The 24,295-nt window shown below is 70.3% G+C and carries 17 protein-coding genes and 1 pseudogene; 8 read left to right on the forward strand and 10 right to left on the reverse strand.

The window, feature by feature from the left end; all coding sequences use genetic code 11:
* Positions 1-53 precede the first annotated feature (53 nt).
* The 3 genes from ABZV38_RS24895 to ABZV38_RS24905 are packed head-to-tail and all read left to right on the forward strand — an operon-like array spanning position 54 to position 4,245.
* Entirely contained in the window at positions 54-1,316 is a 1,263-nt protein-coding gene (locus tag ABZV38_RS24895) for a glycosyltransferase (RefSeq protein WP_356330362.1), read from the forward strand.
* Positions 1,313-3,004, forward strand: coding sequence for a lipopolysaccharide biosynthesis protein (locus tag ABZV38_RS24900; protein WP_356330364.1), 1,692 nt, complete (start codon positions 1,313-1,315; stop codon positions 3,002-3,004). The genes ABZV38_RS24895 and ABZV38_RS24900 overlap by 4 nt, the downstream gene beginning before the upstream one ends.
* Positions 3,001-4,245, forward strand: a complete 1,245-nt coding sequence (locus tag ABZV38_RS24905) for a hypothetical protein (protein WP_356330366.1) — start codon at positions 3,001-3,003, stop codon at positions 4,243-4,245. Before ABZV38_RS24900 ends, ABZV38_RS24905 begins: the two co-directional genes overlap by 4 nt.
* Here ABZV38_RS24905 and ABZV38_RS24910 read toward each other — a convergent pair.
* Positions 4,214-5,644 carry a hypothetical protein gene (locus ABZV38_RS24910; protein WP_356330414.1) on the reverse strand — a complete coding sequence of 477 codons (1,431 nt, stop codon included), beginning with the start codon at positions 5,642-5,644 and terminating at the stop codon, positions 4,214-4,216. The genes ABZV38_RS24905 and ABZV38_RS24910 overlap by 32 nt on opposite strands.
* A gap of 190 nt (positions 5,645-5,834) precedes the next feature.
* On the opposite strand from ABZV38_RS24910, the gene ABZV38_RS24915 reads away from it, so the two are divergent.
* Entirely contained in the window at positions 5,835-7,001 is a 1,167-nt protein-coding gene (locus ABZV38_RS24915) for a glycosyltransferase (protein ID WP_356330368.1), read from the forward strand.
* Positions 7,002-7,014: 13 nt separating this feature from the next.
* Here the strand turns inward: ABZV38_RS24915 and ABZV38_RS24920 are convergent, their stop codons facing one another.
* From ABZV38_RS24920 to gmd, 5 genes are read right to left on the reverse strand one after another with little or no spacing between them, the layout of a single operon-like run.
* Positions 7,015-7,842, reverse strand: coding sequence for a glycosyltransferase family 2 protein (locus ABZV38_RS24920; protein ID WP_356330370.1), 828 nt, complete (start codon positions 7,840-7,842; stop codon positions 7,015-7,017).
* Positions 7,839-8,537, reverse strand: a complete 699-nt coding sequence (locus ABZV38_RS24925) for a hypothetical protein (RefSeq protein ID WP_356330372.1) — start codon at positions 8,535-8,537, stop codon at positions 7,839-7,841. The genes ABZV38_RS24920 and ABZV38_RS24925 overlap by 4 nt, the downstream gene beginning before the upstream one ends.
* On the reverse strand, positions 8,534-10,789 hold the full coding sequence (locus ABZV38_RS24930) for a LamG domain-containing protein (protein ID WP_356330374.1): 2,256 nt from the start codon (positions 10,787-10,789) through the stop codon (positions 8,534-8,536). The genes ABZV38_RS24925 and ABZV38_RS24930 overlap by 4 nt, the downstream gene beginning before the upstream one ends.
* On the reverse strand, positions 10,786-13,575 hold the full coding sequence (locus tag ABZV38_RS24935) for a DNRLRE domain-containing protein (protein WP_356330376.1): 2,790 nt from the start codon (positions 13,573-13,575) through the stop codon (positions 10,786-10,788). Before ABZV38_RS24935 ends, ABZV38_RS24930 begins: the two co-directional genes overlap by 4 nt.
* Complete coding sequence (gene gmd, locus ABZV38_RS24940) at positions 13,572-14,585, reverse strand: GDP-mannose 4,6-dehydratase (RefSeq protein WP_356330378.1); 1,014 nt, start codon at positions 14,583-14,585, stop codon at positions 13,572-13,574. Before gmd ends, ABZV38_RS24935 begins: the two co-directional genes overlap by 4 nt.
* Positions 14,586-14,704: 119 nt before the next feature.
* On the opposite strand from gmd, the gene ABZV38_RS24945 reads away from it, so the two are divergent.
* On the forward strand, positions 14,705-15,688 hold the full coding sequence (locus tag ABZV38_RS24945) for a GDP-L-fucose synthase (RefSeq protein ID WP_356330380.1): 984 nt from the start codon (positions 14,705-14,707) through the stop codon (positions 15,686-15,688).
* 116 nt (positions 15,689-15,804) lie between these two features.
* On the opposite strand, the gene ABZV38_RS24950 is transcribed toward ABZV38_RS24945, so the two are convergent.
* The gene (locus ABZV38_RS24950; protein WP_356330417.1) at positions 15,805-17,355 is read right to left on the reverse strand and encodes a sugar transferase; all 1,551 of its coding nucleotides are present in this window, start codon (positions 17,353-17,355) and stop codon (positions 15,805-15,807) included.
* Positions 17,356-17,680: 325 nt separating this feature from the next.
* Here ABZV38_RS24950 and ABZV38_RS24955 point away from each other — a divergent pair, with 325 nt between their 5' ends.
* Positions 17,681-18,946, forward strand: coding sequence for an FAD-binding protein (locus ABZV38_RS24955; RefSeq protein ID WP_356330382.1), 1,266 nt, complete (start codon positions 17,681-17,683; stop codon positions 18,944-18,946).
* A gap of 53 nt (positions 18,947-18,999) precedes the next feature.
* On the opposite strand, the gene ABZV38_RS24960 is transcribed toward ABZV38_RS24955, so the two are convergent.
* Both ABZV38_RS24960 and ABZV38_RS24965 read right to left on the reverse strand, forming a co-directional pair.
* Positions 19,000-19,995, reverse strand: a complete 996-nt coding sequence (locus tag ABZV38_RS24960) for an MASE1 domain-containing protein (protein WP_356330384.1) — start codon at positions 19,993-19,995, stop codon at positions 19,000-19,002.
* 64 nt (positions 19,996-20,059) lie between these two features.
* Positions 20,060-20,893, reverse strand: coding sequence for a PP2C family protein-serine/threonine phosphatase (locus ABZV38_RS24965; protein ID WP_356330386.1), 834 nt, complete (start codon positions 20,891-20,893; stop codon positions 20,060-20,062).
* Positions 20,894-21,210: 317 nt separating this feature from the next.
* On the opposite strand from ABZV38_RS24965, the gene ABZV38_RS24970 reads away from it, so the two are divergent.
* Complete coding sequence (locus tag ABZV38_RS24970; RefSeq protein WP_356330388.1) at positions 21,211-21,510, forward strand: DUF1876 domain-containing protein; 300 nt, start codon at positions 21,211-21,213, stop codon at positions 21,508-21,510.
* An 84-nt stretch (positions 21,511-21,594) separates the two neighbouring features.
* Positions 21,595-22,707, forward strand: coding sequence for an XdhC family protein (locus ABZV38_RS24975; protein ID WP_356330390.1), 1,113 nt, complete (start codon positions 21,595-21,597; stop codon positions 22,705-22,707).
* A gap of 254 nt (positions 22,708-22,961) precedes the next feature.
* On the opposite strand, the pseudogene ABZV38_RS24980 reads toward ABZV38_RS24975, so the two are convergent.
* A pseudogene (locus tag ABZV38_RS24980) lies at positions 22,962-24,278 on the reverse strand (pectate lyase).
* Positions 24,279-24,295: the final 17 nt, after the last annotated feature.

Raw genomic sequence — 24,295 nt, forward strand, 5'->3', positions numbered from 1 at the left:
GGGCTGTTCCCTGGAGGGAACAGAGGCTGTACCGGGGGGAAGGCGATCGTCCGATGTCCGATGCTGATCATCACAAGCCGTTCGAAGACCGCAGGCTCCTCGTGGTCTCGACCAACTACGCGCCGGAGCTGACCGGAATCGGTCCGTACGCCGCCCAGCTCGCCGAGCACTGGGCGGCGGGCGGGGCCGAGACCCATGTGCTGACCGGCATGCCGCACTACCCCTCCTGGCGCACGGACGCCGACTACCGGGGGGTGTGGCGGACCGAGGAGAGCCGCGCGGGCGTCGCCGTCCACCGGCGAAGACACTATGTGCCTCCCCGTCAGACCGCCCTGCGCAGGGGAGTTTTCGAGGCCACCGTGCTCGCTCACGGTCTGCTGGCGCCGCCGGGGGCACGACCCGACGCGGTGATCTCGCAAATGCCGAGCCTGGCCGGTGGTGTCCTAGGCGCCCGGCTTGCCCGCCGCCACCGGGTCCCCTACATACCCGTCGTGCAGGACCTGATGGGCGCCGCCGCCGCGCAGAGCGGCATCCGCGGCGGGGACCGGGCAGCGGCCGTCGCCGCGAAGGCCGAACGCTACGCGCTCCGTGCCGCAGCCCTCGTCGGCGTCATCCACGAGAGCTTCGTCCCACGGGTCACCGCCTACGGCGTGGACCCGTCCCGTATCCGCCTCGTCCCCAACTGGACCCATGTGCACGGTCCTTCGGCCGATCGAGCCACCACCCGGGCCCGGCTCGGCTGGCGCGAGGGGACCCCGGTGGTGCTGCACTCCGGGAACATGGGCCTCAAACAGGGCCTGGAAGTCCTGGTCGACGCGGCCAGGCTGGCCCCGGACGTACGCATCGTGCTGATGGGTGACGGCAACCAGCGCGAGGCGCTGCGCACGCGTGCGGCGGGCCTGCCCAACCTCGACTTCCTGCCGCCCGCCGGTGCCGGCGAGTTCACCGACGTCCTTGCCGCCGCCGACGTGCTCGCCGTGACGCAGCGTGCGTCCGTGCTCGATATGAGTGTCCCGTCGAAACTCACGTCGTACTTCGTCTCCGGCCGCCCTGTCGTCGCCTCGGTGGCCGACGAGGGGGGCACTGCCCAGGAGGTGCGCCGCTCCGGTGCCGGGGTGCTCGTCGCACCCGAGGACCCCGGCGCCCTGCTGGCAGCCGTCCGGAGGCTCGTCGACGGGCCGGCCGAGGCGGACGCGCTCGGCGCCCGTGGACCGGAGTACGTCGCACATCACCTCAGCCGCGAAGCGGGCCTCGCCCGGTTCGATGCCCTGCTCACCGAGGTCCTCGCCGACGCGCAAGGGAGACCATGCCGATGACACATCCGATCCGCGCCCTGGAGGACCAGGACGAACCCGCGCTCCTGCGCGACCAGTTCAGACAGCTGCTGCGCTACCGGTCGCTCCTCGCCTCCGGCGTGGTCGTCGGGCTGCTCGGCGGCGGCTGGCTCGCGCTCAGCGGTGAGGCGAGCTACACGGCCACCGGTGAGGTGTTCGTACGCTCCGCCACCTCGGACCCCTTCGCCACCGGAGCCTCCGCCGACAAGGGCATCAACATCGGCTCCGAACGGCAGACCGCGGTCAGCGACGCGGTCGGCACCATCGCCGCCCGCTCCCTGGCGGAACGCGACGACCGGGTGGAGGTCGGGAAGCTGCTCTCCGGCCTCCAGGTCACCAACCCGCCGAACACCCTCGTCCTGCGCTTCTCCTACACCGGCCGCACCCCCGCACTGGCCAAGCGCCGGGCCGAGGCGCTCGCCGACGCCTATCTGGCGATTCGCAGGGAGCGCACCGAGAACAGCATCGACAACATGGTCAACGGCTACCGCGCGCAACTGAAGCCGCTCACCGAGCAGCGCGACAAGCTGGCCGAATCGGCGAGCGCCAGCGGCGACGACGTGACCAGCGCCCGGGCCAACCTGGTCGTCGCGATCTCCGAACTGAGCAGAAAAATATCGGAGTTGCGCGCTCTCGACACCACACCCGGCTACCTCAACAAGAAGCCCGTCGCGCCGGAGAAGCCCACCGGGGCGGGACTGCCCCTGCTGCTCGGGCTCGGCGGCGTCGTCGGACTCGCGCTCGGTCTGCTGCTGTCCTGGGTGCGTCTCGTCTTCGACCCGGCGGTCCGCTCCACCCGCGAACTGGTCCGCTCTCTCGGCGCCCCGCTGCTGGGCACCCTCCCCAGGGAGCGTGGCTCCGCGGGCACGCTGCTCGCCATCGGCCGCACCGACAGCCGACTGGCCGAGGAGTACCGGGCGGTGGCGTTCCGGCTCGCCTATGACCCGTCGTTCGAGCAGCGCCGCCGGCTCCTCGTCACTGCCCCGCGCGGCGACAACGCCGCGGCCGCCGCCGCGGCGGTCAACCTGGCAGCCGCCTTCGCAGAGATGGGCCGCGACGTGCTCCTCGTCGAGGCCGATCTGCGCACCCCGGCACTGGCCCGGGACCTCGGCCCGGCCGTCCAGGGCCGGCCCCGCTGGGCCGCCGAGGGCGACGACCGCGCATGGCCGTCGGACAGCCGCACCAATGTGGACGTGCCCGGCTCCGGCGCCTTCACGCTGATCGCGGGCCGCCGGGTCGACAACGTCCCGCGCGCCCTGACCTCGGCGCCCGTCAGCCGCATCGTCGCCGAGGCCGACCGCCCCGGCGCCGTGGTCATCGTGCTGGCCCCGCCCGTACTGTCGTATGCCGACGCCGTCGCGCTGATCGACCGGGTCGAGGGCGTCGTCGTGGTCTGCGATCCGCGCGAGGTGCACCGCAGCGACCTGGAGCGGATCCGCGAGATCATCGGCGCGGCCGGGGGCTCCGTCCTCGGAACCCTGCTGCACCCGGGCCAGGGCCGCCTCGAGCGCCGATCCCACAAGAAGTCCAGCAGGCGCCGTAGTGGCGGGGCGCGGCCGGGCAACGACGACCAGGACGGCCGGGGCGGACCCGACGGTCCGGAACACACCGGCGACCCGACCGAAACGCTGGGCCTGCGCACCTTCGACACCCCCGCAGCCCGCAGGTGAGAGCACGCACCGCGATCGTCAGCTCCGTCGCGGACCAGGGGGTGGCGGCGCTCACCAACATCCTGGTGCTGGTGGCAGCCGCCCGGCTCTCCACCGTCGACGGCTTCGCCCGCTTCTCGTCGGTCTATCTCGTCTTCACGGTGCTGCTGGGGATCTCCGGCGCGTACACGGGGCAGCCGCTCGTGCTGCGGCGCGGCGGCAGCGACGACGTGCGCGGCGCGTGCCGGTCGGCGGTCGCCTTCACTCTGCTCGTCGCGGCGGCGCTCGGCGCCCTGCTCGCCGCGGGCTGTCTGTTCGTGCCCGGGGACACGGCGCGCGCCCTGCTGATGCTGGGGCTCGTCCTGCCCGTTGTCCTCGGGCAGGACGCCATGCGCTACGCCTTCTCCACCCTCCAACTGCCGCACCTGGCGCTGGCGGCCGACGTACTGCGGCTGGTCTGTGTGCTGGGCTCCCTGGCCGTCCAGCCGCACGGCGCCCCGGCCGCAAGGCTCGTCGTCGTCTGGGGGCTGTCGGCCCTGCCCGCGCTGCTGCTGTCAGCCGCCCTGCTGCACCGCGAAGCAGCGGGCACGCCACTGCGGCTGTCGGTCCTGCTGAAGCGAGGACACCTCGGGCAACGGTTCGTCGTGGAGTTCGGTGTGGGGAACGCGACCAGCCAGCTCTCCGTCCTCGGACTCGGCGTGTTCGGCAACCCCTTGGTGGTCGGGGCGCTGCGCGGCGCGACCACGCTCTTCGGGCCGCTCAATGTGCTCTTCACCTCCGCCACCAGCTTCGGCCCGCCGCTGCTGGGACGGCTTGGCTCCGAGCGGCGGCGGGTGCGCGCCACCGTGGGCCTGGCCGCGGTCCTGGCGGCGACCGCCGCGGCCTGGGCGACCGCGCTCGCCCTGCTGCCCGACACGGTGGGCCGCCATCTGCTCGGTGACACCTGGCCTGCGGCGTCGGCCCTGCTGCCGGCGACCGGCAGCCAGTACACGGCGATGGCGGTCGGCACCTGCGGGCTGCTCGCGCTCCGGATGCTCGACCCGCGCACCACCCTCTCCATCCAGGTGATGTTCTCGCTGGCCGCCGTCGCCTTCCTGGCCGGTGGTTACGCACTTGGCGGCGTGCCCGGCGCGGCCTGGGGGCTGTGCCTGGGATCCGTCTGCAAGGCGGTCGCGACCTGGACCCGGGTGGCACGGCTGCGCCGCCGCACGGCACCGGAACAGACGCCGGTCAGTGCGCCCGCGGTCCGCTCCGGCCCCTGAAGCTCGTGACCAGCAGCAGGCAGAGCACCCCGATGGCCAGCTTCCCGGCGGACTGCAGCAGAGGTCCGCGCAGCAGGATGAAGGTGTACCCGGCGATCAGCGGTGCCGCGATCGCCAGGACACTGCCGGGCCCGGGGCCGTCCCGGGAGACCGCGCGCGCGTAACGGCGGTCGGTACGGGCGGCGGCGTACCCGATCAGTGCGAGACCGCCGACCATCCCCGCGGCGCCGAAGTCGACCCACAACTCCGTCCACAGCGGCGCCGAGAGGTTGGTCATGTTCATCCCCATCCACTGGCCGACCCGGACCCCGGTGTCCTCCGGCTTGCCGCTCCACACCGCCCGCGGCACGAAGAACAGTGCGGAGCCCGCCAGTTGGCGGCCGTACGTGTGGCCGCGGGTGTCGACCCAGGAGATGGTGTTCGCGAACATCACCGTCTGGTCGTAGTCCTTCGCCGCCAGCGGTTCGAAGACCGACGACGACTGCACCGGCCGGTACCCGGCGTCGTCGTACCTGAACCGGTCCGCGTACGGGAACAGCACCAGCGCCCCTACCACCCCCATCGCGAGCACCGACCGGTACATCGCGGCGCTGCTCGGGAACGCGGTGAACAGAAGCGAGACCAGCACCGTCAGGAACCAGTAACGGGCGTTGGAGATCGGGTTGTTGACGATGGTGTTGAGGATCGCGAGCGCGATCCAGACCAGGACCGTCGAGGGGGAGCGCCGGGCCTGCCGGGAAGTGACCAGCCGGCGGGTGTAGAACAGCAGCCCCAGCAACGCAGGTACCGTACCGAACCCCTTGAGGAACGCCGAACCCACATTGGACTCGGACGTCGCCACCGAACTGACCGCGACCGAGGCGCTGATCTCCTGGCGGCTGGTGAAGAAGATCGCGGGCCCGCCGAGCTTCAGGATGTAGTAACCGCTCGCCGCGAACGCGAGCAGCACCAGCAGCCGGAGCCTGATCCGGTTCGCGGCGGCAGGACCGCCGCCGCTGCGCGCCGCCGTACGAGGGCGCAGCGGCCGCCGGGACGCGAGCAGCGCCCCGAGGTCGAAGGCCGCGCAGCCCACCAGGATCAGCGAGATCGCCGTCACCAGATCGGACCGGGGCCCCACCATGGGCGTCGGGGTCTGCCCGATGACCGCCTGGGCGAACGGCGCCACCCCCATGGCGATGTACACGAACATCCAGAAGACGCCCTGCAGGAGCCGGCGCCCGGTGGACAGGATCATCGTGGCCAGCCGCGCCCCCGCGTAGCAGGTCAGCACGAGCTGCAGCCAGTACGCGTTGTCGCGGACGCCCGTGCCCGGCTGGGCGGCGATCACCGCGGGCAGGAAGCAGACCAGACCGAGGATGAGGGGCACGGCCAGCGCCCGGGAGAGCATCGCCCAGGACATCGGCCTCGCCGGCGGCTGGACCTGCTCGGCCCGGCCGCCCCGCCGTACGGGTACGGACGGCGCCGTCTCATGCACGGACGTCATACGCCCCCCGTTCCGTGGACCGGTGAACACTCTAACGAATCAACCCACTTGGGGTAATCAGGATGACTACTCTGTGAAGAGTAGGCCGAGGTCGAGGGGAACCCTGGTGAAAATCCTGCACGTCGTCACACTGCACACTCCGGACCATGCGTTCGGCGGTCCGACCCGGGTGGCGCTCAACCTGTCGAAGGTTCAGCGCGCCCATGGTGACGACGCCCGGATCATGGCCCTCGGCGACGGCTTCGACGACGGGCTGCCGAGCGAGGTCGAGGGGGTGCCCGCCCACCTCTTCCAGGCCCGCCACCTGCTGCCGATGTTCGAGGTCAGCGGCATCACTTCGGGCGCGTTGCTGCTGGCCGCCCGCCGCATGATGCGCGGCGCTGACGTCGTCCATGTGCACCTGATGCGTGACCTGGTGACCTTGCCGGCCGCACTCCTTGCGCTGGCTCTGGACCGCCCGCTGGTCGTCCAGACGCACGGCATGGTGGACCCGACAGAGAAGCGCGTCGCCCAGCTGACCGATCTACTGGGGGTACGGAAGGTGCTGCGCCGCGCCGACGCGGTGCTGCATCTGACGGAGATGGAACGCCGCGATGTGAATGCCGTAGCCGCTCCGGTGCCGCTCACCCGTACCGTGCGGCTGGTCAACGGCGTGCGGCCGCAGGAGTGCAAGCCCGTCCGGGACCCCGGGCGGCCGCCGACGGTGCTCTTCCTGGCCCGGATCCAGGAGCGCAAGCGCCCGGAGGACTTCGTCGCCGCGATGCCCGCTGTTCTGGCGAAGTACCCGGACGCCACGTTCGTGCTGGCCGGACCCGACACCGGAGCACTCCCCGGAACGCTGGAACTGGCCGCGAGACTTGGCGTGTCGGAATCGCTCGACCATGTGGGACCGCTCGGCCACGAGAAGGTCCTCGCCGCCGGACGGGAAGCCGATGTGTACGTACTGCCGTCGATCGAGGAACCCCTCGGGGTCTCCGTCCTCGAAGCGATGTCGGTCGGCACCCCCGTGGTCATCACCCGCACCTGTGGACTGGCCCCCGATGTCTCCGGGGCCGGAGCGGGCCGGGTGATCGACAGCCGGGTCGGCGAGGACGACTCCAACGCCCAGAAGGTCGCGCAGGCGATCCTCGAACTCCTGGAGCCGGAGGCCAACACCGAAGCAGGGCAGGCGGCGTGGCAGCTGGTCAATGAGCACTTCACCATCGAGGCCGTGACACAGACCCTCCGGCGGACCTATGAGGACGTGGTCCGCCGGAAGGCCGCAGCCTGCTGACACCGCAGGCAGGTCACCCCACCTTGCCCTCACGGGACTTGAGTGCGATCTGCCACCGGTAGAAGCTCATCGCCAACGCGAAGTCGAAGCCCGCCCGGCCGTCGAGGAACCCCCGCCGGTAGACGTACATGTACGCGAACGACACCAGCGGCTTGAACGGCGCCTTGTGGAACAGCTGCCCCTGGCGCGACTTCACCTGCCGGACCTGCTCCTTGACGTCCGGATGGTGCTCCAGCCACGCCTCCCAGTCCGAGTAGCGGTTGTGCCGCTCGAACCACGCCGACACCGGATCGAGGTCCTGGTGCTCGATGGGGTTGCGCAGCGCGCCGGCCGTCGGTGCGACCGGCTGGTAGTGTCCCTCGACCTCGCCGATGCCGGGCGCCGCGAGATCCCCGACCTCCGGATAGTGGCACCGGGTCCGGTCGGTCAGCGACCGCTTACGGATGGTGTATCCGTGGCGCAGCCGCCGGCCCGAGAACCAGTAGCCCAGCGGTATGTCGTACGCCGCAGGCTTCGGCGAGCCGGGATCGGCGAAGATCTGCCGCAGCTCGGCCAGCAGACCGGGACTGAGCCGCTCGTCGCCGTCGAGCAGCAGGATCCAGTCCAGGTCCGTGCGGACGTTCTCCAGGCACCACTGCTTCTTCCGCGGATGCCCACCGTCCCAGGTGTACGTCAGCACCTCGGCGCCGCAGCTCTCGGCGATCTTCGCCGTGTCGTCCGTGCTGTGCGAGTCGACGACGACGACCGCCTCGAAGTGGCCGAGGACCGATTTCACCGCCTCGGCGATGTTCAGACCCTCGTTCTTCGTGGGGATTGCCACGGCTATCGGCAGCTTGCTCATCCCTTGTCTCCTTCGGGCAGCCAGGCGTAGCAGCCTGTGGAGGTGAAGGCACGGGCTGTCCCGGCGATGGTGATCCCCACCCGCTTTCCGGTGGCGGAGGTGCCCGATGCCAGGTTCTTGCCTCCCGCCCCGGTGATCTGCCAGGTGCAGCTCTTGGTGGGGGTGACGGCGTAGTAGCGTCCCGGCCGGATCTGCGTGCTCTTGTACGTGCCGTCGGCGTAGCCCAGAGCGGCCCGCTGCACCAGGTCCTTGTGCTCGGTGCAGAGGTGGGCGACGGCGGGCTTCGCACCGGCGACCTCGCCGGTGACGATGGCCGCGACAGCGGTGTCCTTGTCGACCTTGACCAGGTACGACAGTTTGTCGCAGGTCTCCTGGCCGGTCTGGAGGACGGCTGCCGGGTCCATGCCCTTCGGCACCCGGTCCACCAGGTACTCCTTCTGCTTCTTGGTGAAGGAGCCGGTGGCTGGGGTGAGTCGGTCGGTGGGCAGTTTCGGTGCTTTGCTCGTCTTCTTCGCCGACGGACCGGCGGACGCGCTGGCGTCGGGCCCGGCCGCCGGCCCCGCGACGGGGGACTCGGCTGCCGACGGCTTCGCGTCACCTGCATCGCTGTGGTTCCCGTCGGAGGACGAGCCGCAGGCGGCCAGCGCCGCCGTCAGTACGACGACGGCGGCGCCGGCCAGGAACGGATTCCTCATCCACCGGTCCTCAGGGCGTAGTGGGCACTGATCGTGGAGCTGCTGAGCGCGGTCGGATAGACGGCGGTCTCGTCGATCTGCCCGGCGAAGAAGTCGCTCGTCGGACGGTTCGGCCAGCTCGCCAGGTTGTCCCCGCCGACCCGCCAGTACCCGTTGTAGCTCTCGTTGCCGCTGAACAGGATGTTGGACGCACGCAGCTGCCCGTCCACGTACAGCGCCATACCGCTGCTGCCCTGCGTGGCGACGACATGGTGCCAGGCGCCGTCGTTGTAGGCCCCGGTGGTGGTGACGGTCCGGGTGCCGCCGCTGTAGACCCCGAAGACCAGCCGGCCGTCATTGCGCATGTACACATGCTTGTCGTACTGGTTGCTGTTCTGCATGGTCCGATTGCCGAAGCCGATGATCTTCCCTCCCCTGGTGGTGGTCGTCTTGATCCACGTCTCCACCGAGAACTTGATGGGCTGCGCGTGCCGCTCGTTGCTGTATGCGTACTGGTTGGTGCCGTTGAAGCCGATCGCCGTCGACGGTCCTGCGACCGCGGCCGGACTCTGCCGGTAGGCCGGGGTGTTGCGCAGGAAGCCGTTGTCCAGACCGGCCCCGGTGTCGGCGGCGAACGTCGACGTCCCCTCGTCGTAGCGCCAGTACAGCGACGCACCGTCGGCGAGAACCCTGGCCGGGTACGCCTCCGCGGCGGAGGCCACGGTGGCGGTCTGCGCCGGGGACTTGGCGCTGGTGTTGGTGCCGTCGCTCGCACTGATCCGGTACGTGTGCGTCTCGCCCGGAGCAACAGCGGTGTCGGTCCACCTCAGCTGCGGCCGGTCCCAGAACAGCGAGGACCCCGTCGTGGTGTAAACGGGAGTGGCGGCACCGTCCTTGTAGATCCGGTACGTGAGTTCCCCGTCGTCGGTGTCGAAGCTGGTCTGCCAGTTCACCTCGACCTCGCCCGCGGCGACCGTGGACACGCTGACGTTGGGCACCCACGGGGCCCCGGTGTCCGGGCCGTCGGCGAACCGGGTCAGACTCTGCTGGGCGGAGCCGTTGACGGTGGTGAACTCGCCGCCGACCCACAGGTAGTGATGTCCGCCCTGATCGGTCTGGGCCATCACCCGCGGTCCGACCGGCTCCCCGATGCCGTCGTTCGTGTCCGGGAACCACGGCAGCAGCTTGGGGTCGTTCACCGACTGGGCGAGGAGATGCTTGCGCGGCTGGTCGGGGAACTCGCCCATGCTGGAGCAGTCATGGGCGTGACTGCCGCTGTACAGCACCCCGTCATGGACCAGCACGGCCTGCGTGGCGCCGAGGCAGGTGTCCCGCCAGCGCTGCTCGAAGTCGCTGAGGTCCAGCGCGATCCGCCCGTCGAAGACACCGCCACCGGTGCCTTCGTTGGCGGTGTAGAAGCCGGTGGCGTCCGTGGTCAGGTCCTGCACCGTGGAGGTGTTGGGGATGAACCCCGGGTAGCTCTTGGTGACCGCACCCGTGGTGGCGTCCACGACGGCGAGGGCGTGCGAGGTGGTGCCGTTGACGGTGAAGAAGTCACCGCCGATCAGTACATGCTGACCGTCCGGTGTCACCTGTACGGCCCGGCCGACCTCGTCCGTGTTGGCCGTCCACGGCTTCAGATCGGCGCCGGTGGTGACCGCGGCGAACTTGTTGCGGGTTTCCCCGGCCACCGTGTTGAAGTCACCGCCCAGATAGACGGTGTCGTCGGTGACGGAAAGCGCCCGCACCGTCGCGGAGACGGAGACCTTGAAGTCCTGGCGCGGGGTGCAGGTCGCCGTGTCGATCGCGGCGATATTGCTCACGCCGACCCCGTTCACCGCACCGAACTGCCCGCCCGCGTACAGCGTCTTGTTGTCGGGGGAGAGGGCGAGGGCCCGTACGGTCGCTGTTCCGGAGGAGAGGGTGAACGACAGGCTGCAGCCGGTCGGCGCACCGGTCGCCGCGTCGAACGCGGCGAAGTTGACCGCGGGCTGTTCGGACGTGCCCGCTGCCGCGTCCGGCGGACGGACGGTGGAGAAGGTGCCGCCGGTGTAGACGACTCCGCCCGTCGCCGCCATCGACCAGACGATGCCGTTCGTCTGCCAGGTGGAGAGGTCGTCCGCCGTGAGAGAGACCGGCGGCGTGAGAGACGCCGCCGGGGAGGCCCCGACCGCGGTCACGGTCAGGGCTCCGGCGAGCAGGCAGAGCGCGGCGGCCGCGGCACGCACCCGGCCTCGTCCCACGGGTCTGCGCCCCGTACTTCCGTTCATCATTCAGCTCCGAAGGTGAGAACGAGCTGCGGCCGGTAGGCCGCGGTTGACACCTCGCTCGACCAGATGCGGAGACTGTCCGTCCCGCTGCTGGTCAGGGCGAGTGAGTAGACGGAGCCGAGGGCTCCGCCCAGTGCCGACGCGTTCAGTTCCACCGAATGGTCGGTGGAGACCGAGGTCGCGCCGGTGATGGTCCCGAGCACGGTCGAAGAGAGCGACGGCCGGGTGTTGTAGGTGACCGCCGACTCGGTCCAGGCGCCGGTGACCGGCGCCACGGTGTGGCTGTCGGAGGACCCCGCCGTCGAGTCCGAGGACGTACGGAAGGTGAGCCGGGCGCTCTTGAGGACCTGGCCGGCGGGGGCCGCGGGCACGGTGAAGCGCAGATAGCTCAGGTACGCCGTGGTGCCGCGCGAGGCGAGCTGGTTGTCGTTGTAATTGGTGTTCGGCGCCACACTGTTGACGTACGCGTCGTCGTCCGGCGTCAGCGCGACGGTGGAGTCGCCGGGGCCGGGCGGAGTGTCCGCCAGATCGTGATGCGCGGCGGCCTGTGCGGCGGTCAGCGCCGACGGGTAGATCGCGGTCTCGTCGACCTGTCCGGCGAAGTAGGTGCTGGTGGGACGGTTCGGCCAGGTGGTCGGCATGGCGTCGCCGCCCACGCGCCAGAACCCGTTGTACGAACGGTTGCCCGCGGTCGTGTTGGAGCCGACGGCCACCCCGTCCACGTACAGCCGCATGCCGGACGGTCCCTGCGTGGCGACGACATGGTGCCAGGCGTTGTCGTTGTAGGAAGCCGTCGTGGTGAGGGTGGGTCGACTGCTGGTGCTCCCGACCTGGACGCCGAAGGCGAGGCGCCCGTCGTTGGTCATGTACACGAGCTTGTCGGCGATGCTGCTCGTCTGGCCCTGGGCGGTGCCGATGTTGTTGCCGTACCCGACGATCCGTCCGCCGGTGGTGGTGTTGGTCCGGAACCAGGTCTCGATGGAGTACGGCGTCGGCGAGGTGTAGTGGTGCAGCCGGTCGCTGTACACGTACTCGTCCGTGCCATTGAGGGACAGGGCCGTCGACCCGGCCACGGCGGACGGAGTGGAGCGGTACGTCGGAGTGTTCATGTACACGCCGCTGTTGTCGCTGTCCGAGGCGTCCGCGGCGAACTGTCCGCCCGTCTCGTCGTAGCGCCAGTACAGGTCGGCGCCGTCCGCGAGTACCCGTTCCCGGTACGGGCTTGCCGAGGTGGCGGCGGTGACGGAGGCGGCGGCCGAGAGCGCGCTGGTGTTGGTTCCATCGCTTGCCGTGACCCGGTACGTGTACGTCCGGCCGGCCACCACATCGGTGTCGGTGAAGGTCAGCTGCGGCCGGCTGAAGAACAGCGAGGACCCCTGCGTCGTGTACACGGGCACCGAACCGCCGTCGCGGTAGACCCGGTAGGTGAGCAGGCTGTCGTCCAGATCCAGAGCGGACCGCCAGCTGACCCTCACCTGACCGGCCCGTGGCGCCGACACGCTGACAGCGGGCGCGGCTGGTGCCCCCGTGTCGGGCGTGTTGGCGAACCGGGTCAGTGACTGCTGGGCGACTCCGTTGACCGTGGTGAACTCGCCGCCCACCCAGAGGAAGTCGCGGCCGTCCCGGGACGCCACGGTCAGTGCGCGCGGACCGACCGGCTCACCTATGCCGTCGTTGGTGTCCGGGAGCCAGCCGAGCATCGCCGGGTCGTCGACGGACTGGGCGGTGAGGTGCTTGCGGACCTGGTTGGGGAAACCGCCCATGGTGGAGCAGTCGTGGACATGACTGCCGGCGTACAGCACCCCCTGATAGACCCGCAGCGCCTGTGTCGCCCCCTGGCAGGTGTCCCTCCAGCGCTGGTCGAACGTACCGAGCCGCATGGCGAGCCGGCCGTCGAAGGAGCCGCCCCCGGTGCCTTCGCCCGCGACGTACCAGCCGTTGGAGGCGGTGTCGGTGACGATGTCCTTGATCACCGCGGTCGACGGGATGAAGTTGCCGGTGTAGGCGCGGGTCAGCGCACCCGAGGCAGCACCGGTCACGGCGAGCGCATGCGAGTCCGCGCCGCCGACGGTGAAGAAGTCACCGCCGATCAGGACGTTCTGCCCGTCCGGCGTGACCTTGAGCGCCCGCCCGGGTTCGTCGACGTCCGGGTTCCACCCGGTCACCGCGCCGGTGGCGGTGACGGCGCCGAAGAAGCGCCGCGGCTGGCCGTTGACGGTCTGGAAGTCGCCTCCCGCGTAGACCGTGCCGTTCGCCGCCACGTCGAGCGCCCGCACGGTCGCCGAGAAGTTCGGCGCGAACCCCGAACGGAGCGTACAGGTGGCGGTGTTGATGGCCACCAGACCGTTGGCTGCCGTCCCGTTGACGGCGCTGAAGTAACCGCCGGCGTAGAGGGTGGACTTGTCGGGAGAGAGCGCGAACGCCCGGACGGTGGCGGTGCCGCTGCTGCGGGTGAAGGAGAGCGAACAGCCGGTGGGCGCGCCGGTGGCCGCGTTGAAGGCAGCGAAGTTGACGGCGGCCGTCGTACCGCTGCCGGCGGGGGAGCCGGCCGGCCGGACGTTGGCGAAGGTGCCGCCCGCGTAGACCACCCCGTTCGTCTCGGCGAGCGCCCAGACGATGCCATTGGTCTGATAGGTGGCGAGGGAGTCGGCGGTGAAGCCGACCGGAGGGGTCAGCGCCGCAGCCGGGGGAGCGGTGGCCGCCGAAGCGGTGAGCACGCCCGCGGCGAGTGTGAGGACCGTGGCGAACACGCCACTGCGGCTTCGTCTGAGACGTCCTGGCCCTCTCATCGGTCCACCCGCACGGCTGCTCCGGTGAGCTGATCGGCGAGCTGCCGGATGTCCGCGTCGACCATGATCCCGGCCAGCTCCTGTGCCTTCACGGCAGGCTTCCAGCCGAGCAGTTCCTCGGCCTTGGTGGCGTCTCCGATCAGCGCGTCGACCTCGCTGGGGCGCTCGTACTTCGCGTCGTAGCGGACATACTCCCGCCAGTCCAGGCCCGCATGCTCGAAGGCGTACTCCAGGAACTGCCGGACGCTGACCCCCTCGCCGGTGGCCACCACATAGTCGTCCGGGGAGTCGCACTGCAGCATCCGCCACATCGCGTCGACGTACTCGGGGGCGTAACCCCAGTCGCGTACGGCATCGAGATTGCCGAGGTGGAGGTGTTGCTGCAGGCCCGCCTTGATCCGGGCCACCCCGCGGGTGATCTTGCGGGTCACGAAGGTTTCGCCGCGGCGCGGGGACTCGTGGTTGAACAGGATCCCGTTGACCGCGAACATGCCGTAGGCCTCACGGTAGTTGACCGTCGCCCAGTACGAGTAGACCTTGGCGACGCTGTACGGGCTGCGGGGATGGAACGGGGTCGTCTCGTTCTGCGGCGGTGGGGTGGCGCCGAACATCTCGGACGACGACGCCTGGTAGACGCGTGTGTCGATGCCGCTGGCGCGGACGGCCTCCAGCAGCCGGATGGTGCCGAGCCCGGTGACGTCACCGGTGTACAGCGGCGCGTCGAACGAGACCCGGACATGCGACTGCGCGCCGAGGTTGTAGACCTCGTCGGGCTGGATGTCGCGCAGCAGGTTCACCAGCGCGACGCCGTCGGCGAGATCGGCGTGATGCAGGACGAAGGAGCGGTTCTCCTCCTCCGGGCCCTGGTAGATGTGGTCGATCCGCTCGGTGTTGAAGCTCGACGAGCGGCGTATGAGGCCGTGGACCGTGTACCCCTTTTCGAGCAGCAGCTCGGACAGGTACGAACCGTCCTGTCCGGTCACGCCGGTGATGAGCGCGGTCTTCGCCACGACTCCCCCCTTTTCTTCCCTTGGTCGCCTGAGAGGCTGTTGGTTCACCGAAATATCGGAATTGAGCGATCTGCGGCAAAACGTCACCGCGGCATACAGTTGCTGGCACAATCCGAGCCATGACGACTGATCTCCCCGGCCCTCCCCAGGAATCCGTCCGCCCTCTCCTACGTCCCGGCGCCCGCGTGTTCGTCGCGGGCCACCGCGGGCTCGTCGGCTCGGCAGTGGTGCGCCGCCTCACCGCCGAAGGCCACGAGGTGATCACCCGCGGCCGCGACAGCCTCGATCTGCGCGACGCTGCACCGACCGAGGCCTTTCTGCGCGACATCCGCCCGGACGCCGTGGTGCTGGCCGCCGCCAAGGTCGGCGGAATCATGGCCAACAGCACGTATCCGGTGCAGTTCCTCGAGGACAACCTGCGCATCCAGTTGAGCGTGATCGCCGGTGCGCATGGAGCGGGGGTCGAGCGGCTGCTCTTCCTCGGCTCGTCCTGCATCTACCCCAAGCGCGCTCCGCAGCCGATCCCCGAGGACGCCCTGCTCACCGGCCCGCTGGAGCCGACCAATGAGGCGTACGCGCTCGCCAAGATCGCCGGCATCGTGCAGACCCAGTCCTACCGGCGGCAGTACGGCGCCTCGTACATCAGTGCCATGCCCACCAACCTCTACGGGCCCGGCGACAACTTCGACCTGGATTCCTCGCACGTCCTGCCCGCCCTGATCCGCCGCTTCCACGAGGCGCGACACAGCGGCGCACCGGAGGTCACCCTCTGGGGCTCCGGCAGCCCCCGGCGCGAGTTCCTGCACGTCGACGACCTGGCCGCCGCGTGCCTGCTGCTCCTCGAGCGTTACGACGGTGACGAACCGGTCAACGTCGGCTGCGGCGAAGACCTGACCATCCGTGAACTTGCCGCCAACGTGCAGGATGTGACGGAGTATCAAGGTCGTGTCTCGTGGGACACATCGAAGCCCGACGGCACCCCGCGCAAGCTGCTCGACATCTCCCGCCTCTCCGCGCTCGGCTTCAAACCGCAGATCCCGCTGCGCGACGGCATCGCCCGCACCTATGCCTGGTGGCTGGACCACCAGGCAACCGACCGCTGACCGCTCCCAGCCGGTCCGCCGGGACCGGGCGGCCGCCGCAGCGCGACGGCCGCCCGTCCGTCCGGCCCCGCAGGGCCGGCCGACGTTCACTTCTCGCATTCGGTTCCCCGCCGCTCTCAGTACGCCCCGCGGCCGTCGGTGACGGCGCGCAGCGTACGGGCCATGAGTCCCAGGTCCGTGGCCACCGACCAGTTGTCGACGTACCACAGGTCGAGCGAGACGGTCTCCTGCCAGGACAGGTCCGAACGCCCACTGACCTGCCACAGGCCGGTCAGCCCGGGCCGGACCGCGAGCCGCCGGAGCTCACGCTCGTCGTAGTGGGACACCTCCTCCGGCAGGGGAGGCCGCGGACCCACCAGCGACATCTCGCCCCGGACCACATTGAGCAGCTGCGGCAGCTCGTCGAGCGAGGTCCGGCGCAGCACCCGGCCGACCCGGGTCACCCGTGGATCGCGGCGTATCTTGAACATCGGACCGTCGTTCTCGTTCGCCGTCGCCAGCTTCGCCTTGTGTGTCTCGGCGTCCTCCACCATCGTGCGGAACTTCCACATGGTGAACGGCTGGTTGTGCTGCCCGTGACGGATCTGGCGGTGGAACACCGGGCCGTCGGAGGTGAGGCGTATGGCCGCCCCGATCAGGAGCAACAGCGGTGTCAGCAGTACGAGTCCGAGGGCCGCACCGGTGCGGTCCACCGCGGCCTTCAGTGCCATCTGCGGTCCCCGGCGCAGCGGCGGCACGATGTGCAGCAGCGTCAGCCCGGCCGCGGAGGCCGGCCGCACCCGGCCTGCCGCGATATCCGAGAGGTCCGACAGCACGGACAGCTGGAGCCCGCCGTCGTGCAGCCCCCAGGACAGCCGTCGCAGCCGCTCCCCGGAGAGCTGCGGTCCGGGTACGACGAGCGCCAGGTCCGCGTCCTGGGCGAAGGCTCCACCCAGGACCGTCGTCACGTCGTCGTCGGCCGGTGCGGGTGCGAGCCGCCCCGGCACCGGAGCCTCACAGCTCAGTGACGCCGTCCCGACGGGTATGGCGGCCACCACGGTGTAGGCGTGGTCCGTACGGGAACCGAGCAACTGCACCGCCCGGTCCACACCCGGCGCCTCGCCGACCACCAGCACGCGGTGCCCGGCACGCTGTCGCCGTCCCGGCCACGGGAAGTGACGCACCGTCGACACGGCGACGGCCACCAGCAGGCCGGGCGCCAGCGCCGCGACCGCGGTCACCGGCTGGACCGGCTCCCTGAACACGGTCGCGAGCACGGCCAGCACGCCGATGAGCAGCAGCCAGTCCCCGGGAGCGGTCAGCGCGCCCCCGAAGCCCCCCGGCCGCCGGTCCGCGTACCGGCCACGCACGGCCCGGACGCCGACCCACGCCAACGCGGCCACCCCGGCGGCGAGTTGTGCCCGCGGTTGCCCGTAGGCGCCCAGTACGAGCCAGGCCGGTATCCCCAGTCCGAGCAGATCGGCGCAGATGATGAGCGGCAGGTACCGGCCCGGTCTTCTCTTCGGGCCGGGCCGGTGGTCAAGACGGTCGCGCTGTACGGTCGGGGCACTCCACAGCTGTTCGAGTTCCTTGCTGTGAGGCCGATGTGAAGCAGTCCGCGGACGTGGCGCCCCCGCCAGTCCCGCGGGTCCTGATATTTCGGATTCGGGTAGCTCGACATGCCCCATGAACCCCCCAGTCACAGTTGCATCTCCACAAACGGGACGCATCCGCCGATCCCGTGGACTGACGGATGCGCCCTCGCTCGGTGCACGATATCCACACACGTGCCATTTCGCTGGAGTTCTCGTGAAGTTCAGAACACCGAGCTGACGCTTTGATCTCGTCCCCATCCGGGCAGGATCGCAGGATCTGCAGGTGGCTGTTGGCATTTGGGGGGTTTCGCGTTGGGATTGTGCGCGGACATGTCACCACCTCATACGGTCGCTCGTGCGTCTGGGAGAATGGGCCGGAAGGCGGCGAGGGCCGGCCACGAGCGAAAGAGGACGTGCGGTGACTCCCGCGGAGAAGAACTGGGCCGGAAACATCACCTTCGGTGCGCAGCGGCTGCGCACCCCCCGCTCGGAAGCCGAGCTGCAGGAGATCGTCGCCACAGGAACGAAGGTACGGGCGCTGGGCACCCGGCACTCCTTCAGCACCGTCGCCGACACAGCCGGAGATCTTGTGTCGGTGGCCGCGCTGCCCCGCACCGTCGACATCGACCGGGAGGCGGGGACGGTCGCCGTCAGCGCGGGTCTGCGCTTCGGGGAGTTCGCGGATGAACTCCACGAGAACGGCTTCGCCCTGCACAACCTGGGTTCGCTGCCGCACATCTCGGTGGCCGGCGCCTGCGCGACCGGAACGCACGGCTCGGGGGTGGGCAACACCTCGCTCGCCGGTGCGGTCCGGGCGCTGGACATGGTCACGGCGGACGGGACGGCCGCCCGGCTGACCCGCGGAGACGCGGACTTCCCCGCAGCGGTGGTCGCCCTGGGCGCCCTGGGCGTGGTGACCCGGCTGACGCTGGACCTGGTGCCCGCCTTCGACGTACGGCAGTGGGTCTACGAGGATCTGCCGCAGGCCCGCATCGGCGACGGGGCCGGGTTCGACGAGGTGATGTCGGCCGCGTACAGCGTCAGCCTCTTCACAGACTGGCGGGGCGGTCCCGTCAACCAGGTCTGGCTCAAGCAGCGGGTGGGCGCGGACGGGCCGGCGGAAGCGCCTGCCGAGTGGCTCGGTGCGAGGCTCGCGGGCGGTCCGCGCCACCCGATCCAGGGCATGCTGGCCGAGAACTGCACGCGGCAGCAGGGTGCGTCCGGCCCGTGGCACAAGCGTCTGCCGCACTTCCGGCTGGAGTTCACCCCGAGCAGCGGGGACGAGTTGCAGTCGGAGTACTTCGTGGCACGGAGCGACGCCGCAGCCGCCTTCGAGGCGCTGGGCCGGCTCCGGGACCGGATCGCCCCGCTGCTGCAGATCGGCGAGATCCGCACCGTGGCCCGCGACGACCTGTGGCTGAGCCCCGCGAGCGGGAGAGACGCGGTGGCGTTCCACTTCACCTGGGTGCAGGACATCGCGGCCGTCACGCCGGTGCTCGGGGCGGTCGAGGAGGCACTGGCACCGTTCGGCGCCCGCCCGCACTGGGGCAAGGTGTTCACGACCGCACCCGAGACGCTGCGCGCGCTGTACCCGCAGTACGCTGCCTTCGAGAAGCTGATGGCCCGGTCCGACCCGGCGGGCAAGTTCCGTAACGACTTCCTGGACCGCCACTTCCCGCAGTGACGTCGGGCGAACGGCGCGCGGGGGTGGAGCCGGGGAACCCGGTCGGCCGGCGGTCAGTGGCCGTCGGGTCTGTCCTTGTACCGCGACGGCCACGCGGCCGCCGATCTGCCCGGCGCGAGATGGTCCACCACGTCGGCGAGCTCCACGCAGGCCTGCTCGATCCGGTGCCGGATGTTCAGATTCTCGGTGACGATCGCCGCCAGCAGGAGCGCCGTCAGGGCCACGGAACCATTGAAGACCGCCAGGTTGAGCATGACCTCGAGGACGGTGTGTCCGACGAACGGACCCGCCCCCTGCCCTCCCGCGATGACCGCCAGGACGGACACCAGCAGCGCGCAGGGCGCGCTGCCTGCCAGCTGGAAGCGCAGGGCGGCCCAGATGAGCAGGGGGAACACCAGATAGATCACCGACAGTTCGCTCCGCGTGGCCACCAGCGCGACCACGACGGAGACGACCGCCAGCGCGGTCGCCTCCAGCCATCTGTCGCCGGCCCGGGGCAGCCGCGCCTTGCGAAGGACGAGCATCAGCGGGGTGACCACGAGCACCCCCATGGCGTCCCCCGCCCACCACGCCGCCCAGGCCGGCCAGAAATGGCCTGCCGGCAGCCTGCCGTCGAGTATCAGGAGCACGCTGCCGAGGGTCGCACTGATCAGCATTCCGGCCATCGCGCCGAGAAAGACCAGGACGACACCGTCGCGCAGCCGGTCCAGCTCCATCCGGAATTCGAACCTGCGGAGCATGAAGTACGAGCAGACGGGCGCCGCGGTACTGCCCACCATGATGCCGTAGTCGGAGAGCGTGACCACGTCGGAGAGCGTGACGATGGTGAGCAGGGAGCCGAGGGTGATGCCGGGCCAGACGCCGATGCCCAGGTACAGCAGGCAGGCCAGGGCGATACCTGTCGACGGCCAGAGGGGCGTGACCGTGGCGCCGTGGATGGTCACCTTTCTGAACAGACCGATCTGTCCTGCCCCGTAATAGCCGGCGGCGACGACCAGGATGCGGAGCACAGCTGACCCCGTGCGTCTGGTTTCCTCGCTGCGGATCACAGACCTCATCAGACACTGCAGCCCGGGAGGCGCGGCTGCGTGACACGCTCGGCCCGGTCCACGGTCACCCGTGGTCGGCGGGGAAGCCTTTGTGGCGCAGGACCAGGACGGCTGCGTCGTCCGAGTGACCGGTGCGTTCCGCGGTCTGCATCACCTCGTCGGCCAGCGCCTCGGCCGACGCCGAGGCCCGGGCGGCCACCAGCCGCAGCACCGCGTCCAGCCCCTCGTCGATCGGGAACGACGGCCCTTCGACGACTCCGTCCGTGAGAAGCACGAACGCTCCCGGGGCGGTCAGCCGGTGCCGGGTGACCGGATACTTCTCCGCCGTGTGGACCCCCAACGGCAGTCCGCCGGCGTCCTGCGTGATACCCGCCCGTCCGTCGGCCGTGGCCCAGACGGCGGCCACATGTCCGGCCCGAGCCGTGCGGAGTTCCCCGGCGTGCGGGTCGAAACGGACGAACGTGCAGGTCGCGAGGAGGGCGGCGTCGATGGACAGCAGCAGATCGTTGGTCCGGCCCAAGATTTCGCCCGGATCGGCGGTGGTGGCGGCGATCGCCCGCATGCCGATGCGGATCTGCCCCATGAAGGCGGCGGCCTCGACGTCATGGCCCTGTACGTCCCCGATGGCGAATCCGAGTGTGCCGTCCGGCAGTGGAAAGCCGTCGTACCAGTCGCCGCCGATGTCCAGTCCGCTGCGGGCCGGTGAGTAGCGGGCGGCGCTCTGCAGCCCCGGGAGTGAGGGCAGACCGACAGGAAGCAACTCGTGCTGCAGTGCTTCGGCCAGCTCCACCCGAGCCTGATGCAACTGCACCTCGTGACGTGCCCGGGCGGTGAGATGCTGCAGCCTGGTGAGCAGCTCCTCGGCACTCGCGGAACGGTAAGGACGACGCCGGTTCATGGGCCGCTCCACACTGCACTCGTTCGCGAGCCGCACCACAGGTTCTGTTGGGGCGGATGGATCCTGGACGCCTCCCGCACCGTCCCGTGAGGCACAGTCCGGTCAGGAACTCCGGCGATGGCTTCTGTGGCAGTTGCCCTCTGCATCATATTTCGGCGGTGACACTCTCGCAGGGTGAGCCGCCGGTCACGGATCCGGCAGGGACCCGGGGCGGAACCGGCCCGGAGCGCGCGAGCCGGCCCTGCTGGGTGGATCCTGAGGACAGGACCGCGTTGTGGCGGCGGACTGCGGCCCGACGCGGGTGAGGGAGGTGCGCGATGACACGCACACTGGAGTGGAATGTCCACCTCGATCTCTCCGAGGAGGACGGTACGACCAAGGTCGAAGCGGTGCTGGACACCGGTTCCGAGAAGCTCACCGGTCATGGGGTCGCCCGCTGCAACCCGCAGGACGTGGACATCCCCACCATCGGTGACGAACTCGCGGCGAGCCGAGCCATGAAGGATGTCGCAGTCCAGCTGATGAGAGCGGCCGACCGCGAAATGGAGTCGGTGGGTGCCGGACCCCCGAAGGGACCCCTGGGCAAGCCTTACGCCTGGACGGATGTGACGAGCTGAAGCCGTAGGCCGCAAGGCATAGGGCTTCACCGGCCGACGGCCCATCGATGATCCCGAGTCCTGCCCTGGGAGCGGTGCTGCATCATGCGTGAGATCCTCCCGGCGCTGAGCCGCTGGTACGCCTCCGGGGAGCCGTTCGGGCTCGCCACCGTCGTGGCGGTCACCCGCAGCGCGCCCCGCGGCCCCGGTGCGGCGATGGCGGTGGGCCCCGGTGGCGAAGTCGTGGGCAGCGTCTCCGGCGGCTGTGTCGAAGGAGCCGTCTTCGACCTGGCCACGGAGGTCGTCGGGACCGGCCGGGCGCAACTGCGAACTTTCGGCTACAGCGACGAGGACGCCTTCGCCGTCGGGCTCACCTGCGGCGGTGAGATCACCCTGCTCGTACGCCCTGTGTCGGCCGCGACCGACCCCGCGTTCGGCGAGGTCGCCGCGTCGGTCGCCGAACACCGTCCGGTGGTGGTGGCCACCGTGACCGACGGCCCTGCGCCGCGCGGCGCCGCGCTCGCCGTATGGCCGGACACCGTGTCCGGTTCGCTCGGAACCAGCGGCCTCGACGTGGCTGTCACTGCCGACGCACGGGGTGAACTGGCCCAAGGGGCGACGGGCCTGCGCCACTACGGCCCGCACGGCGAGCGCCGTGAGGACGACGTCACCGTGTTCCTGCAGTCGTTCGCCCCGCCCCCGCGCATGCTCGTCTTCGGCGCGATCGACTTCGCGGCCGCGGTCGCCCGGATCGGCGCATTCCTCGGTTACCGGGTCACCGTCTGCGATGCACGCCCGGTCTTCGCCGACCCCCGGCGCTTCCCGGACGGAGCGGAGGTGGTTGTCGACTGGCCGCACCGCTATCTGCGCTCCACGGACACCGACGGACGGACCGTCATGTGCGTGCTCACGCACGACCCGAAGTTCGATGTCCCGTTGTTGGAGGTGGCCCTGCGCTCCCCGGCTGCGTACATCGGCGTGATGGGCAGCCGCCGGACGCACGAGGACCGCCTGGCACGGCTGCGGGAGACCGGCCTGGGCGAGACGGAGCTGGCGAGACTGCGCTCGCCCATCGGCCTCGATCTCGGCGCCCGCACTCCCGAGGAGGTGGCCGTCTCGATCGCGGCGGAGATCGTCGCACTGCGCTGGGGCGGCACCGGCGCCCCTCTCGCCGACACCGCCGGGGCGATCCACCGGCCGCGACCGAAGTCCGTGTGAGGAGAGGCCGCCCGGGGCCGGCGGTGCGGGAGCGCAGGGGGCCGAGCCGATCGATCTTCTGCGTACGGCGGGCGATCCGCTCGCCCGACGCGCGGCAACCGCCCTCGCTGTGGCCGCACCGGCCGCAGCTGCACTCGTTCTCCTCCGCAGAACCGGCTGCCGGTGGGCCGGTCACGATCACGGCCGGTGCCGGTGAAGGACGAGGCCCACCCCGGCTGGGTGGGCCTCGTCCCGTTGTCCCGGACCTGGCTGCGTCAGTCGACGTAGGTGATGTCCGAGGGGGAGTAGATGCAGTTGGTGCCGTCGACGCCGGTGCCGATCTTGGTGGGTTCGCCGCTCGTCACACCCTCGTGCTTGGTGCAGATGTCGATATCGGCGTCGGCGTCGTCATAGATCGTGATGCCGGAGAACCGGGCCGTGTCACCGTAGTTGGTGTTGATGCCCACGATGGTGTCACCCGGCGAGGTGATCCAGACATTCTGCACCTGGACGTGCCGGCCGTACACCGTGGAGCAGTTGCCGCACGAGCGGTACAGCTTGCCGAAGTCCTCGACCTGGAAGCTCTTGATGATCAGGGTGCCGGCGCCGTTGTGCTGGAACACCTTGTCGTCCGCCAGCCGCGCGCCGCCGCCGTCGACCGTGCGGACCAGCGAGGAGGAGCTGCCGAGGAAGGTTGCGGCGTCCTCGCCCACGTCCTCCCATCACACGTTCCTGAGCGTGCAGGCGCCGAGGCAGTGGACGCCGTCGGCGGCAGGGGAGTCGAGGATGACGTTCTGCAGCGTGGCGCCGTCCGCCACTTCGAACATGGCCGGCTGCTCCTCGTCCTGGCCGCCGCTGCCCAGGTCACCGCTGCCGTAGAAGCGCTTCAGTCCGCCGTCGTAGGTACCGGACACCGCGATGGTCGCCGGCACGGCCTGACTGCCGTTGGCGGTGGGCCATGCGGGCGGCGCCCCGGGGGTCGTGGGCGGCGTCGTGGGCGGAGTGGTCGGGGGAGTGGTCGGTGGATCGGTGGGGACGGAGCCCACCGCGGTGAACGTCCAGCGCTTGCTGGTCACCGAATCGCAGGAGTTCTGCTGGACCACGGCGTCGACCGCGGTCGAACTGTCCTTGGTGTTGAGGCACTTGCCGCCGTTGCTGTTGACGACCTGGTAGGTGTTGCCGCTGACCGGGACCAGCGTCCACACCTGACTGGCGACGCCGCTGCAGGTCTGCTGCTCGACCGCCTTGCCCGCACTGGTGGAGGCGTCACGCACCCCGGCGCACTTGCTGCTGTGCGAGGCGGTCAGGGTGTAGCCACTTCCGAAGGCCGTGAGCCGCCATGTCTGCTGGGCGGCGCCGGTGCAGGTGTTCTGGCTGAGCTGGACGCCGTCGGAGGTTGCCGAGCCGGGAATCTCCAGACACAGTCCGCTGCCGGCGTTCGACAGGCTGTACGAGCCCGTTGCCGGTGCGGCCGTGGCCGAGCCGGTGGCGAACAGTGCTGTGAGGGCTGCGGCGATCAGTGAGACGACCGCGATGAACGAGGCGGCTGCCCGGCCGCCCTGCCGTCTGGCATGCTGATTCTCTGTGCGCACTCGGTGTTCCTTTCACC

Origin of the sequence: Streptomyces sp. NPDC005181 (genome assembly GCF_040608395.1) — a bacterium.
In the GTDB taxonomy this organism is placed as follows: domain Bacteria; phylum Actinomycetota; class Actinomycetes; order Streptomycetales; family Streptomycetaceae; genus Streptomyces.

Excerpts from the sequence above, each read along its gene's own strand:
- ABZV38_RS24895 (WP_356330362.1), top strand. The coding sequence starts at position 54 with ATGTCCGATGCTGATCATCACAAGCCGTTCGAAGACCGCAGGCTCCTC.
- ABZV38_RS24900 (WP_356330364.1), top strand. The coding sequence starts at position 1,313 with ATGACACATCCGATCCGCGCCCTGGAGGACCAGGACGAACCCGCGCTC.
- ABZV38_RS24910 (WP_356330414.1), bottom strand. The coding sequence starts at position 5,644 with ATGTCCTGGGCGATGCTCTCCCGGGCGCTGGCCGTGCCCCTCATCCTC.
- ABZV38_RS24920 (WP_356330370.1), bottom strand. The coding sequence starts at position 7,842 with ATGAGCAAGCTGCCGATAGCCGTGGCAATCCCCACGAAGAACGAGGGT.
- ABZV38_RS24925 (WP_356330372.1), bottom strand. The coding sequence starts at position 8,537 with ATGAGGAATCCGTTCCTGGCCGGCGCCGCCGTCGTCGTACTGACGGCG.
- ABZV38_RS24930 (WP_356330374.1), bottom strand. The coding sequence starts at position 10,789 with ATGATGAACGGAAGTACGGGGCGCAGACCCGTGGGACGAGGCCGGGTG.
- ABZV38_RS24935 (WP_356330376.1), bottom strand. The coding sequence starts at position 13,575 with ATGAGAGGGCCAGGACGTCTCAGACGAAGCCGCAGTGGCGTGTTCGCC.
- ABZV38_RS24945 (WP_356330380.1), top strand. The coding sequence starts at position 14,705 with ATGACGACTGATCTCCCCGGCCCTCCCCAGGAATCCGTCCGCCCTCTC.
- ABZV38_RS24950 (WP_356330417.1), bottom strand. The coding sequence starts at position 17,355 with ATGGGGCATGTCGAGCTACCCGAATCCGAAATATCAGGACCCGCGGGA.
- ABZV38_RS24965 (WP_356330386.1), bottom strand. The coding sequence starts at position 20,893 with ATGAACCGGCGTCGTCCTTACCGTTCCGCGAGTGCCGAGGAGCTGCTC.
- ABZV38_RS24970 (WP_356330388.1), top strand. The coding sequence starts at position 21,211 with ATGACACGCACACTGGAGTGGAATGTCCACCTCGATCTCTCCGAGGAG.
- ABZV38_RS24975 (WP_356330390.1), top strand. The coding sequence starts at position 21,595 with ATGCGTGAGATCCTCCCGGCGCTGAGCCGCTGGTACGCCTCCGGGGAG.